Raw genomic sequence first — 12,299 nt, 5'->3', positions numbered from 1 at the left:
TCGTGCCCGACACAGTAGGAGGCTTCAGGCCGAGGTGTCCATAGCTTCAGAACATCCAGACCAAACTTTTGTCAGTTTGAGCAAAAGAAGGGGTCAGCGGCGGGTGGCGTTGTGCTTCTTCTTCAGCTTGCGGTCGTCGCGAAGCTCGACGTAGGGCTCCTTGTCGGCGGGGTGGCCCGCCTGGATCGCCCGGCTGCGCTCCAGCTCGGCGTCGAACTCCGCGCCGAGCAGGATGGCGATGTTGCTCAGCCAGAGCCAGATCAGAAAGATGATCACGCCGGCCAGCGCGCCGTACGTCTTGTTGTACGAGCCGAAGTTGCCCACGTAGAGGGCGAAGAGGCCGGAGATCACCAGCCAGATCACCACGGCCAGCACGCCGCCGGGGCTGACCCAGCGGAAGCCGCCGTGCCGGGCGTTCGGCGAGGCCCAGTAGAGGATCGCGAACATCAGGCTGACCAGCACCAGCAGCACCGGCCACTTGGCGATGTTCCACACCGTCACCGCCGTGGAACCCAGCCCGATCGCGTTGCCCGCCTTCTCGGCGAGACCGCCGGTGAACACCACGATCACGGCGCTGGCCAGCAACATCACGCCGATCACCGCGGTGACACCGAGCCGGATCGGCAGGGTCTTCCAGATCGGCCGGCCCTCCGGGACGTCGTAGATGCTGTTCGAGGCGCGCATGAACGCGCCGACGTAGCCGGAGGCGGACCAGAAGGCGGCGAGCAGACCGATGATCGCCGCGATGCTGGCCAGACCGCCGGACCTGCCGGCCTGCTCGATCGCCGCGTCGATGATCTGCTGGATGTTCGGCTGCGGCACCGCCTGGTCGACGGTGTCCTTGACCCCCTGGGTGGCCCGCTCGCCGAGCAGGCCGAGCACCGAGATGAGCACCAGCAGGCCCGGGAAGATGGAGAGCACGCCGTAGTAGGTGAGCGCGGCGGCCCAGTCGGTCAGGCTGTCGTCCTGGAACTCCCGTACCGTCCGCTTCAGCGTCGCCACCCAACCGGCGCCCGGCAGCTCGGTGGGGCTGTCCGGCCCCTCGTCCGGCCCGACCGGCCGGGTGCGGTCGTACCCGTTTCGGGCGTGTTCCGCCCGGTCGCGCCCGTCCCGGGCGGAAGACTCGTCGGCGGCCATCGCCCCTCCCTCGTCGTCGGCTTCGTCCCACGAGATGCCCCGACAAGGCTGGCGGTAATCACCTACTTGTAGAGCATCCGCCCCATCCGCCGGGAGGCGAGCGCCAGCATCCCGGCGGTCAGCACCAGCAGGTAGGCCAGGTCCAGCAGCCACGACCAACTGGAGGACCCCACGCAGATGCCCCGGATCAGGTGCACCGACCGGTAGAGCGGGGTCAGCTCGACCACCCAGCGCAGCACCGCCGGGTACGCCTCGGCCGGCACGAACGTGCCGGAGAAGAGGAAGAGGGTGAACTGGGCCGAGCCCATCAGGTCGAAGTCCTGCCAGCTGCGCATCAGGGTGGAGACGGTCATGCCGAGCGCGCCGAACGCGAAGCCGACCAGCACCGCGGCCGGGAAGGCGGTGGCCGCCCGCACCGCCGTGGTCAGGTCCATCGCCACCATGATCACCAGGAAGGCCGCCGAGTAGAGGCTGCCCCGGATCATCGCCCAGCCCAGCTCCCCGAGGGCGATCTCGAACGGCCGCACCGGGGTCGCGATGACCCCGTCGTACAGCTTCATGTACTTCATCTTCCCGAAGAAGTTGAAGGTGGTCTCCGACAGCGCCCCGCTCATCGCCGACGAGGCGAGCATCGCCGGGGCCACGAACGCCGCGTACGACACGACCTGCCCGCCGGGCAGGGTGAGGTCGCCGACCAGCGCGCCCACCCCGATGCCGATCGAGAAGAGGTAGAGCACCGGCTCCAGGAAGCCGGAGAGCAGCACCAGCCAGTACGCGCTGCGCAGCGCGGTGAGGTTGCGCTCGGCCACCGAGGCGGAGCGGCGCACCCCCGCGGCACCGACCAGCCGGGGCAGGACGAGAGCGACCACGGTTTTCTCCCCTAGACGACGAGCGTGCGGCGGAACACCCGCCGGGCCAACAGCCAGCCGGCGGCGGCCCAGGCGGCGAGGTAGAGCAGGTGACCGGTGACCGACCACTGCGGAGGCACGCCCAGCGTGGCGGCCCGGCACAGGTCCACGCCGTGCCAGAGCGGGGTCACGTACGCGAGCTGGCGCAGCCCGCCCGGGAGCTGCTCCACCGGGAAGAACACCCCGGCGAACAGCGTCATCGGGATCACCGCGAACCGGAAGAACAGCGCCAGGTAGCTGTCGCTGGGCACGGCGGCGCTGAACGCGAAGGTCGGCGCGGCCACCGCCAGGCCGAGCAGCACGACCACCGCCGGCACAGTCAGCGCCCACGGCGAACGCAGCGCCCCGAACAGCGCCGTCACCAGCAGGAACGCCAGCACACTGGTGAACACCCGGAACAGCACGAAGGCGAGGTGGCCGCCGACGATGTCGCCGACCCGCAGCGGCGCGGCGACCTGTGCGTGATAGGTCCGGATCCACTTGAAGTTGCTGTGCACCGGCCAGGTCGACTCGGCCACCGCGACCTGCAGCGCGGTGGACGCGATCAGGCCCGGGACCAGCCATTCCAGGTAGGGCACCCCGCCGACGCCCCGGTCCACGTACGCCCCGACGCCGACCCCGAAGCCGAGCACGGTGAGCACCGGCAGCAGGAAGGACGAGAAGACGCCGGCCCGCCAGGTGCGCCGGTAGCCGACCAGGTAGTGCGCGAGCACCGCCAGCGCCGGCACCCGGGGCACCGCCGCCCCGGCCCGCTCCGCCACGCTCACGTCGACCACCCCCGCTCTCCGCCCACGTCGGCCTTCCTACCCCGCGGGTACGACAGCCGCCGGCCACCCTACGACGGGCCGCCGAGGCCGTCGCGCCGTTTTCCCCCGCCCGCCGGGGCATCCCCCACCTCCGGCGGCCACCGGGAAAGCTCGGGGCCCGGACATCGACCACGAAACTCCTCGCCGCGCGCCCGACCGCTGAGGTCTGGCGGGCGCACCCGCCGGCCGACCTCGGGTCGACCACCGGCAGCGCGGCGAAGGGCAGCCACCAGGACGATCAGGGATCGGGGTCGCGGACCGTCACCTGTCCCCCGACGGCCGCCGCCCTGTGCCGTTCACTTTGCGCTGTGAGGGGGCGTGGCGGGTGGGCGGAGGGTGGGATGAAAGACCAGCTCATCCGCTGCTTGGAGGCCGAGTGGTCGGGAGAAGCGGGAGGCCCGGCCGGGCGCGCCGACACTCTTCGTGTCAGGAGGCTGGATCGTCGACGTGTCACTGTCCGTAAGCGTCGCGACGGTCGAGCGCCTCCGTGCGCGGGGGCGCGGACGGGCCGTCGCTATGACCGCCCGACGACCCGGGCGACGAACGCGCGCCAGGCGTCCGGACCGAAGGCCAGCACCGGCCCGTGCGGGTCCTTGGAATCGCGTACGGCCACCACGCCGGGGAGGTTGTCGGCCACCTCCACGCAGTTGCCGCCCTGGCCGTTGCTACGGGTGCTCTTGCGCCACCGGGCGCCGCTCAGGTCCATGTCTCCGCCACTTCCGCTATCAGTTGAAGGGACTGCTGCTGCGATAGTGCCTCACCACGGATGGACTCCCACACCTCGACCATCTGCCGCACGTACTCGGGACGGTCGATCACCTGCCCGTGGAGTTGCCCCTCCACGTAGACGACGTCCTCGCCGCTGGGCAAGGTGGCGATCACGAAGGGGCCGCCGAGCCCAGCGTAAGCTCCGGCGGAGAGCGGCACGACCTGGATTCGGACCCGAGGCAGCGTGGAGCCGAGCTTCACCAGATGAAGCAACTGTTCGCGCATCACCTCCGGCCCACCGATCCGCCGGCGCAGCACAAACTCGTCGATGACCACGGTGAGCAGCGGCGGTCGATCGCGGGTCAGCGTGGCTTGGCGATCCAGCCGAGTCACCACCTGCTGCTCGATTTCGTCCAGCGCAAACAACCCGCCGTTGGCGTGGATGGCGCGGGCATATGCCCCGGTCTGCAACAGCCCGGGCACATAGAGCGGCTCGAACGAGCGAAGCGCGGTGGCCTCCTGCTCGATGCCGGCCCAGTCGCGGAACCAGGGCACCACGGTCTCCCGGCTGATCCGCCGCTGGATGCGCTCGAACCGGCCGTCGGAGCCGAACACGGTGTCGCAGCGGCGGGCGAAGTCGAGGCTGGGGCGGCGCTCGCAGGTCTCCACCTTGGCCACCAGGGCGCCGGAGTAGCTCAGCGCCTCGGCCAGCGCCGTCTGCGACATGCCGCTGGTCGCCCGGGCGAGCCGTAGCTCCTCCGCGAAGTGGTCCAACATGGACGACAGTTCCACGGACAGCCTCCGTACATCTTCGTACCGCAGGGTTTCGGCCGCCATACGCGCTGGTCGTCGGCGCGCGGGACCTCCCAGCGTAGTCAGCTCCTCAGCAGACTGTCACGCAGCGGAACCGCTCCCGGGATCGGACGGCGGGCGGAACCAGGCCGGGGGCGTCGGCGCACAACGAGGTGCGTGGGCGCCCCCATCCCAACCTGCGACGGAGGCCCCACCTCATGCGACTCAGATTCTGGCGCTGCCACCGGCCGGCACCCCCCGCCCCGCTCCCCCGGCGTACGCCCAACGAGCGACCGACGTGGGCGACCGCCCCGACGGAGGTCTTCCCGCTCGACGGCCCGGGGCGCCCGGGGCGGCTGACCCGCGCCCAGGAGTGGCGGGCGAACGGCGGGGGCCGGCTGCCGGCGCCGCGCAGGGGCGAGGACGGCGGACGCTGATGCCCCGCTACCGCCCGCACGTCGCGGCGCGCCCGTCCTGGCGCTGCCGGGTGTGCGGGGCCGCGTGGCCGTGCTCCCCGGCGCGGCTGGCGCTGCTCGGCGAGTATCGGGAGAACCGGGCGGGCCTGCTCATTTACCTCGCCACACTCATGCAGGACGCCACGGCCGACCTGGTCGACCTGAACGGCCGGCCCACGCCCGTGGGATTGGCCGACCGCTTCCTGAACTGGGCACGGGCCCGCTGAGCAGTGCGGCCACGACGGGCTGTACAGCCTTAATCTACATAGGTAGGTTAAGGGAATGGAGCCTCTCGGACGGATCGGGGGCGCCACCGTCGACGTGCTACGCGTCCTGCTCGAAGAGGGGCGGCCACGGTGGGGCCTGGAGATCATCAAGGTGACCGGACGCCCGTCCGGCAGCGTCTACCCGCTACTGGAACGCCTGGAACGGCACGGCTGGGTCACGTCCTCCTGGGAGGAGGAGACGGATCGGCGCGGGCCCCGGCGACGCATGTACGAGCTGACCACCGACGGTGCCCGGGAAGCGCAGCGGGTGTGCTCCCGGGCGGCCGCGCGGGCCACCCCTGCCACCCGACTGCGAGAAGCCTGATGGGTCAGCCGGCCGTCGCACTCGCCCTGGTCCGCTGCGCCACGGCGCTGCTGCCTCCGCCGCACCGTGCCCGCTACTTCGAACAGCGGCAGGCCGACGTGCAAGGAGCCGCCGAACTGGGCCTGTCGCCCCTGCGCCTCGCGGCGGGAACCGCCGTCGCCGCCGTCCGCATCACCGTTGTCACCCGGAAGGAAACATCCGCCATGCAACCCGTCGGCCCGCTCGCCCTCGCTCTCCGCCTCGTCGGCGGCACCGGCACTCGCCGCCGCGCCGCGACCCTTGCCGCGCTGTTCACCCTCACCCTGCTGGCCGGCGTCGGACTGCTCCTCACCCGCTGACAGTCAGTCCACCAACCTGCGGCCGGTGAGGTGGAGGAAGACGTCCTCCAGCGAGCTGCGCCGGACCAGGACGCTGGCCGGGACGAGCCCGCGCGCGGCCACGTCGGCGACCGCCGCGTCGCCGTCGGCCACGTAGAGCAGGATGCGGTCGGGCAGCACCTCGACCCGCTCCCCCAGCCCGCCGAGCTTGCCGGCGAACGGCTCCTGCGAGTCGGCGGCGAAGCGCAGCTCGACCACCTCGCGAGTGGAGTGCTCCTCGATCAGCGCGCGCGGCGAGCCCTCGGCCACGATCCGGCCGCCGTCCATCACCACCAGGCGGTCGCAGAGCTGCTCCGCCTCGTCCATGTAGTGCGTGGTGAGGACCAGCGTGACGCCCTGCTGCTTGAGCCGGAACAGCCGCTCCCAGACCAGGTGCCGGGCCTGCGGGTCGAGCCCGGTGGTGGGTTCGTCGAGGAGCACGATCTCCGGGTTGTTGACCAGCGCGCGGGCGATGGTCAGTCGCCGTTTCATGCCGCCGGAGAGCGGCTCCACCTTGCTGTCGGCGCGCTCGGTGAGCTGGACGAAGTCGAGCAGCTCGGCGGCCCGCTCCCGGGCCACCCGGCGGGGGATGCCGAAGTAGCGGGCGTAGGTGGTCAGGTTTTCCCGAACGGTCAGCTCGGGGTCGAGGTTGTCGAGCTGCGGGCAGACGCCGAGTCGGGCCCGGATCGCGGGGCCGTCGTGGACCGGGTCCAGACCGAGGATGCGCAGCTCGCCGCCGGAGGGCGGGGAGATGCAGCCGATCATCCGCATCGTGGAGGACTTGCCGGCGCCGTTCGGCCCGAGGAAGCCGAACGCCTCACCGGGGCGCACCTCGACATCGATGCCGTTGACGGCGGTGAAGTCGCCGAACCGCTTCACCAGCCCACGGGCCCGGATGAGTGGCTGAGCTGTGGTCACCGGCCGACCCTAGCCGTCCGGTCCGACAGCCTCGACCGGTTAACCGCGACGACCACAGCCACACACTGAGAGTAACTCCGATCACGTTCGGTAATCACGAGCGGACCGCCGTCGCACCGACACCAACCGGGCATCACGGACAGATCCGTTTCGGACGCGGCGTGATTCATTAAGTGAACGCCCCCTTTCCCCGACGCATTGCGAAAACCGCTCTGAATACGAGTGCGCTGAGTAATGAGAGCGCTATTTCCGTCACGTACCGCAATCGCAATCGCCAATGTTCCCATCGTGTACGCGATTCGCGTATCGTGCCCCCTCGTGTCGCCCGTTCGTTCCCCCGACGGTTCCCCTCCGACGCCCCACCACACCGGCGGGCCGCCCCCGGCGTCTGATGTGGACGAGTCACCGGTGCCGCTCCCGCCCGACGACGGTGCGGTCGGTGACCCGGTCTGGGCGGACGACGGGCCGGTCAGCGCGCACCACGACACCCGGGAACTGGCCGCCCGGTTCGAGGACGAGAAACCGGGGCGGGTCCTGTCCGGACCGGTCGGGCTGCTGTTCACCGGCGCCACCGTCGGCATCGCACTGCTCGCCCTCTGGCAGGTCTTCTTTCCGCTTTCCCAGGGCAGCAAGTACTACCTGATCATTTTTCTGGCCGGCGTGCTCCCGATGGTCTTTCTGGCGTACCCCTCGGGGGTGCGACTGCCCCGGCTCCGGCGGACGGCGACCACGCCGACGGCGGCGGCAGCGGCGGCGGACGCCGACGGCCCGGCGCACCGGGGCGGGCCCACCCCGCTCGACTGGGCGCTGGCCCTCGCCGCGCTGCTGAGCTGCCTCTATCCGGTGCTGCCGGTGACCATCGGCGCCGCCGGCGGCGGCTACGACGCGTTCCTCGACCGGCAGGGCCTGCTCGACCCGCTGGACGTGGCGATGGGCACCGTGCTGCTGCTCCTGCTGCTGGAGGCGTGCCGGCGCACCACCGGCTGGATCCTCCCGGCGGTCTGCCTGCTGTTCCTCGGCTACGGCTACTACGGCGGGCTGCTGCCGCAGTCCTGGCCGGTCGCCCACGCCGGGCTCGACTTCGACCAACTTGTCGACGCCTTCTACAACTCCGACAGCGGCTTCTACGGCACCCCGCTGGACGTGGCCGCCTCGTACATCGTGCTGTTCACCATCTACGGCGCGGTGCTGGACCTCTCCGGGGCGGGCCGGTTCTTCGTCGAGCTGTCCGCCGCCGCGTTCCGCCGCTCCCGGACCGCCCCCGGCCGGACGGCGGTCGCCTCCGGCTTCCTGCTCGGCACCGTCTCCGGCTCGGGCGCGGCCACCACGGTCAGCATCGGCGCGGTCACCTGGCCGATCCTGCGCCGCGCCGGATATCCGCCGGAGCGGGCCGGCGGCATGCTCGCCGCCGCGGGCGTCGGCGCGATCCTCTCCCCGCCGACGTTGGGCGCGGCGGCCTTCATCATCGCCGAGTACCTGGGGGTGTCCTACCTCCAGGTCCTGGGCTGGGCCACCGTGCCGACGATCCTCTACTACCTGGGCATCCTGCTCTCGGTGGAGATCGACGCCCGGCGCTCCGGGGTGCGCCCCGTGGTGCTCGCCACCGGCTCGGCGTGGCGGCTGCTGGGCCGCTTCGGCTACCACTTCCTCTCGCTCATCGTGATCATCGTGGTGCTCGCCACGGGCGCCTCGGCGGTCCGGGCCGTGGTGATCGCGACCGCGCTGGCCGCCGCGCTGTCCTTCCTGGACCGGCGGCACCGGCTCACCCCGGCCCGGCTGGTCGAGGCGCTCAGCGGCGGCGTACGCGGCGTGCTGGCGGTGAGCGCGGTGTGCGCCGCGGCCGGCATCATCACCGCCACCACCACCAAGACCGGACTCGGCCCGCAGGCCGCCGCGCTGCTGGTGAGCGGGGCCCAGGCGGTCAGCTCCGAGCCGGCCGTGGTGCTGGCGCTCACCGCGCTGCTGGCCGCCGTCGCGCTCACCCTGCTCGGCCTGGCCGTGCCGGTCACCGCCTCCTTCGTGATCGGTTGGGTGATCATCGGCCCGGCGCTGCTCAACCTCGGCGTCGCCGCGCCCGCCGCGGCGATGTTCGTCTTCTACTTCGCGGTGCTGTCCGAGGTCTCCCCGCCGACCGCGCTCGCCGCGGTGGCCGCCGCCGCCCTGACCGGCGGCCGGCTCGTCCCGACCATGTGGCAGACCCTGCGGTACGCGCTGCCCGCGTACCTCATCCCCATCGCCTTCGTGCTCACGCCGACCGGCCTGGGGCTGCTCGGCATCGGCGGGCCGGCCCGGATCGCGGTGGCCGGGGTGGTCTCGGCGGTCGGGGTGGCCCTGCTGGCGGTGGCGGCGGGCGGCTGGCTGCCCGGCGTCGGGCCGGCCGGCGTACCGGAGCGGATCGGCGGCGCGGTCGCCGGGCTGGTGCTGCTCCGCCTCGAACCCGTACCCGTCACGATCGGCGCCGTCCTGGCCGCGCTGGCGGTGGCGGGTGTGCTGTTCCGACGCGTCTCGGCCGGACAGGTCGCCGGCGCGTCGCCCCAACTGGTGGACCATCGGAGGGAGACAGAGTGAGACGGATCAACGTGCGGATCGCCGCGGGGGTCGGGGCGCTGGCCCTGGTCGCGGCCGGCACCGCCGGATGCGGGGGCCGTCAGGACAGCGCGTCGACGGACGACGCCGCCAGCGAGATCACCTGCAAGGTCACCAAGGACACCCGGGTCGGCATCGCCACCGGCAACGCCACCGGCGTCTACTACGTGGTCGGCAACGCCCTGGCCGGTCAGCTCTCCGGCGCCACCGACGGCAAGCTCACCGGGACGGCCGCCGAGACCGGCGCCTCGGTGCAGAACATCGAGCAGCTCGTCGCCGGCCAGTATGACGTCGCCTTCTCGCTCTTCGACACCGCGGTCAACGCCGTGCAGGGCAAGGGCAGCTTCGGCTCGCCGCAGCCGGTGCGGGCGCTCGCCCGGATCTACGACAACTACACCCAGGTGGTCGTCCGGGCCGACGCGGGGATCACCTCGGTCGCCGACATGAAGGGCAAGAAGATCTCCACCGGCTCGCCGAAGTCCGGCACCGAGGTGATCGCCAACCGGCTGCTCACCGCCGCCGGCCTCGACCCGGCCAAGGACATCCAGGCGCAGCGCCTCGACCTGACCAAGACCGTCGACGGCATGAAGGACGGCAGCATCGACGGCTTCTTCTGGTCCGGCGGCGTGCCCACCGGCGGGGTCACCGACCTGTTCACCACCGCCGGCGACAAGGTCAAGTTCATCGACATCAGCCCGCTGCTGCCGAAGATGGCCGAGCTGAACCCGGCGTACCAGGCCGGCACCATCGGCAAGGACGTGTACCAGACAGCCGCCGACACGCCGACCATCGTGGTGCCGAACGTGCTGCTGGTGCGGGACAACCTGGACGCCAACGTGGCCTGCGCCATCACCCGGACGGTCTTCGAGAAGAAGGACGCCCTCGCCCAGGCCAACCCGGCCGCCAAGGGCATCAGCCTGGAGAACGCCCGCAACACCGACCCCGTGAAGCTGCACCGGGGGGCGGAGAAGGCGCTCAAGGACCTGGGCGCCGCCTGATCCCACGACGCCGGGCCCGGACGACCCGTCCGGGCCCGGCACCCCGACCCCGATCCGGGAGGCCCCGTGCCGCTCCCCCGCCCGGCCCGCGTACGCCGGCACCACCGCACCCCGAACCGCGCCGAACACCTCTGGTCGGTACGTACGCAGCTGCTCGCGCCGATCCTGGTGGCCACCGTCGGCCTGGTCGTGCTCGGCGCCACCCAGACCAGCGCCGCGCACTACGCCGCCCGGGACGCCGACCGGGCCCGGGTGCTCGCCGACACCGCCACCGCCACCGTCCGGCTGGTGCACGAGCTGGAACGCGAGCTGGGCGAGACGGCGGCGCTGCGCCAGCGCGGCGGCACCGCCGGCCGGCCGCTGGTGGACGCCCAGCGGCGCCGGGTGGACACCGCCGTCGAGCGGTACCGCACGGCCAGCGCGGCGGCCGGCCGGGCCGCACCCGACCTGACGCCGGTGCTGAACGACGCCGCCGGCCAGCTCGACCTGCTCGGCGCCAACCGCCGGCTCGCACTCAGCGGCGACAGCGCCGACCCGACGTACGGGTCGCTGGTCGAGTCGCTGCTCGCCGTCGCCGACGCGCTCCCGGCCCAGCTGCGCGACGCCGACCTCGCCAACGGGGCCCGGGAGGTGGCGGCCGTGGCCGCCCAGGAGCACCTGGCCGCCCTGGAGCGGGACCTGCTGCGCGGCGTCTTCGCCCGGGGCAGCCTCGCCCCGGGCGAGCTGGCCGGGCTCGGCCGGCTGCGCGGTGCCCGGGAACAACGCCAGGCCGAATTCCTGCGGATCGCCACCGGCGCGGCCAACACCGCCTGGTACCGGCTGGTGACCGGCGGCGACGTGGAGACCGCCCGCCGGATGCGGGACGCGGTGCTGGACAGTGACGGCGCGGCGGAGTCGCTGAAGACCGACGGCGACGCCTGGTACGTGGCGCAGAGCGGCACGATCCGCCGGTACAACCTGCTCGGCCGGGAACTGTCCGAGGACCTCGACGAGGACGCCGCCGCACTCGCCCGCACCGCCCGGCAGCAGGCCCTGCTCACCGCCGCCGCGACCAGCACGGTCGCGCTCGGCTCGCTGACCGCCGCCGTGCTGCTGGCGGTGCGGACCAGCCGACGGCTACGCCGGCTGCGGGTCGCCGCGCTCACCATGGCCAACCGGGAGCTGCCGGACCGGATCACCGCGATCGCGGCCGGCGACGGCTGCCCGGGGGACGGTACGGCGACCCGGCTGACCGCCGGGATCCGCCGGGGGCGGGACGAGGTGGCGCAGGTGGCCGAGGCGTTCGACACGGTCAACAAGGCCGCGCTGCGGCTGGCCGGCGAGCAGGCCGAACTGCGGCTGGACGTGACCCGGATGGCGGAGGCGCTGGCCCGGCGGATCCGTACCCTGATCACCCGCCAGCTCCGGCTGCTCGACGAGTTCGAGCGGGAGGAGACCGACCCGGACGCGCTGGCCCGCTTCTTCGCGCTGGACCACCTCGCCGCCCGGCTGCGCCGCAACGGAGAGAACCTGCTGGTCCTCGCCGGTGGTGAGCCGGGCCGGGGACACGAGGGCGCGCTCCTGCTCGACGACGTGATCCGGGCCGCCGCCTCGGAGATCGAGGACTATCCCCGGGTCGAGGTGGACGTGCCGACCGCGGCGGTGCACGGCGCGGCCGTCGGCAACCTGGTGCACCTGCTGGCCGAGCTGCTGGAGAACGCCACCGTCTACTCCCCACCCGACTCGGTGGTGCTGGTGGACGGCCGGCGTACCGTCGACGGGCTCACCCTGCGGGTGCACGACCAGGGCATCGGCATCAGCGAAAGCCGGTTGGCGACCATCAACGAGCGGCTCGCCTCCCCGGCCACCCTCTCCAGCGCCGCGGCCGGCAGCATGGGCCTGCACGTGGTGGCGCACCTGGCCGCCCGGCACGGGATCCGGGTGCAGCTGCACCACACCGGCAGCGGCACCGTCGCCCAGGTGGAGGTGCCCGAGGCCGTGCTGACCCGGGTCGAGTCGGCCACCCGGCGGCCCGGCGCCGCGCGCCGCCAGCTCGCCGGCCGCG

Annotated in this window: 12 protein-coding genes; 6 read left to right on the top strand and 6 right to left on the bottom strand. The window is 72.6% G+C overall.

Going from position 1 to position 12,299, the window contains the following annotated elements; genetic code table 11:
* Nucleotides 1-93: 93 nt before the first annotated feature.
* The 5 genes from EFE23_RS19845 to EFE23_RS19825 form a co-directional block, all read right to left on the bottom strand.
* Nucleotides 94-1,137, bottom strand: coding sequence for a YihY/virulence factor BrkB family protein (locus EFE23_RS19845; RefSeq protein ID WP_123242443.1), 1,044 nt, complete (start codon nt 1,135-1,137; stop codon nt 94-96).
* A gap of 62 nt (nt 1,138-1,199) precedes the next feature.
* The gene (locus EFE23_RS19840; RefSeq protein WP_123242442.1) at nt 1,200-2,006 is read right to left on the bottom strand and encodes an ABC transporter permease; all 807 of its coding nucleotides are present in this window, start codon (nt 2,004-2,006) and stop codon (nt 1,200-1,202) included.
* Nucleotides 2,007-2,017: 11 nt separating this feature from the next.
* On the bottom strand, nt 2,018-2,812 hold the full coding sequence (locus EFE23_RS19835; protein WP_233601074.1) for an ABC transporter permease: 795 nt from the start codon (nt 2,810-2,812) through the stop codon (nt 2,018-2,020).
* A gap of 553 nt (nt 2,813-3,365) precedes the next feature.
* On the bottom strand, nt 3,366-3,557 hold the full coding sequence (locus tag EFE23_RS19830; RefSeq protein WP_123242440.1) for a DUF397 domain-containing protein: 192 nt from the start codon (nt 3,555-3,557) through the stop codon (nt 3,366-3,368).
* A complete protein-coding gene (locus EFE23_RS19825; protein ID WP_233601073.1) occupies nt 3,548-4,351 on the bottom strand; it encodes a helix-turn-helix domain-containing protein in 804 nt (267 codons plus the stop codon). The genes EFE23_RS19830 and EFE23_RS19825 overlap by 10 nt, the downstream gene beginning before the upstream one ends.
* Before the next feature lie 436 nt (nt 4,352-4,787).
* Here EFE23_RS19825 and EFE23_RS19815 point away from each other — a divergent pair, with 436 nt between their 5' ends.
* Genes EFE23_RS19815 through EFE23_RS19805 form a run of 3 tightly spaced genes read left to right on the top strand, consistent with a single transcriptional unit; the run spans nt 4,788 to nt 5,735 of the window.
* Nucleotides 4,788-5,033: a flavin reductase gene (locus EFE23_RS19815; protein ID WP_123242438.1), complete on the top strand. Its 246-nt coding sequence runs from the start codon at nt 4,788-4,790 to the stop codon at nt 5,031-5,033.
* Between the two features lie 55 nt (nt 5,034-5,088).
* A complete protein-coding gene (locus EFE23_RS19810) occupies nt 5,089-5,397 on the top strand; it encodes a PadR family transcriptional regulator (protein WP_123242437.1) in 309 nt (102 codons plus the stop codon).
* Nucleotides 5,397-5,735, top strand: a complete 339-nt coding sequence (locus EFE23_RS19805) for a hypothetical protein (protein WP_123242436.1) — start codon at nt 5,397-5,399, stop codon at nt 5,733-5,735. Before EFE23_RS19810 ends, EFE23_RS19805 begins: the two co-directional genes overlap by 1 nt.
* A 3-nt stretch (nt 5,736-5,738) precedes the next feature.
* On the opposite strand, the gene EFE23_RS19800 is transcribed toward EFE23_RS19805, so the two are convergent.
* Nucleotides 5,739-6,671 carry an ABC transporter ATP-binding protein gene (locus tag EFE23_RS19800; RefSeq protein ID WP_123242435.1) on the bottom strand — a complete coding sequence of 311 codons (933 nt, stop codon included), beginning with the start codon at nt 6,669-6,671 and terminating at the stop codon, nt 5,739-5,741.
* A gap of 408 nt (nt 6,672-7,079) precedes the next feature.
* Between EFE23_RS19800 and EFE23_RS19795 the strand changes: the two genes are divergently transcribed.
* The 3 genes from EFE23_RS19795 to EFE23_RS19785 all read left to right on the top strand — a co-directional run.
* Nucleotides 7,080-9,239 carry a TRAP transporter permease gene (locus tag EFE23_RS19795; RefSeq protein WP_373684029.1) on the top strand — a complete coding sequence of 720 codons (2,160 nt, stop codon included), beginning with the start codon at nt 7,080-7,082 and terminating at the stop codon, nt 9,237-9,239.
* Nucleotides 9,236-10,255, top strand: coding sequence for a TAXI family TRAP transporter solute-binding subunit (locus tag EFE23_RS19790; RefSeq protein ID WP_123242433.1), 1,020 nt, complete (start codon nt 9,236-9,238; stop codon nt 10,253-10,255). Before EFE23_RS19795 ends, EFE23_RS19790 begins: the two co-directional genes overlap by 4 nt.
* Before the next feature lie 66 nt (nt 10,256-10,321).
* Nucleotides 10,322-12,299, top strand: a 1,978-nt coding sequence (locus EFE23_RS19785) for a sensor histidine kinase (protein WP_148058486.1), incomplete at its 3' end; no start/stop codon positions are given.

This window comes from Micromonospora solifontis (assembly GCF_003725545.1).
Lineage (GTDB): Bacteria > Actinomycetota > Actinomycetes > Mycobacteriales > Micromonosporaceae > Micromonospora > Micromonospora solifontis.
The sequence above is the reverse complement of the archived record's forward strand: the minus strand, read 5'-3'. Positions and strand labels throughout refer to the sequence as shown.

What these genes read in the sequence shown, in the direction of transcription:
- EFE23_RS19815 (WP_123242438.1), top strand. Translation starts at nt 4,788, where the DNA reads ATGCCCCGCTACCGCCCGCACGTCGCGGCGCGCCCGTCCTGGCGCTGC.
- EFE23_RS19830 (WP_123242440.1), bottom strand. Translation starts at nt 3,557, where the DNA reads ATGGACCTGAGCGGCGCCCGGTGGCGCAAGAGCACCCGTAGCAACGGC.
- EFE23_RS19845 (WP_123242443.1), bottom strand. Translation starts at nt 1,137, where the DNA reads ATGGCCGCCGACGAGTCTTCCGCCCGGGACGGGCGCGACCGGGCGGAA.
- EFE23_RS19810 (WP_123242437.1), top strand. Translation starts at nt 5,089, where the DNA reads ATGGAGCCTCTCGGACGGATCGGGGGCGCCACCGTCGACGTGCTACGC.
- EFE23_RS19805 (WP_123242436.1), top strand. Translation starts at nt 5,397, where the DNA reads ATGGGTCAGCCGGCCGTCGCACTCGCCCTGGTCCGCTGCGCCACGGCG.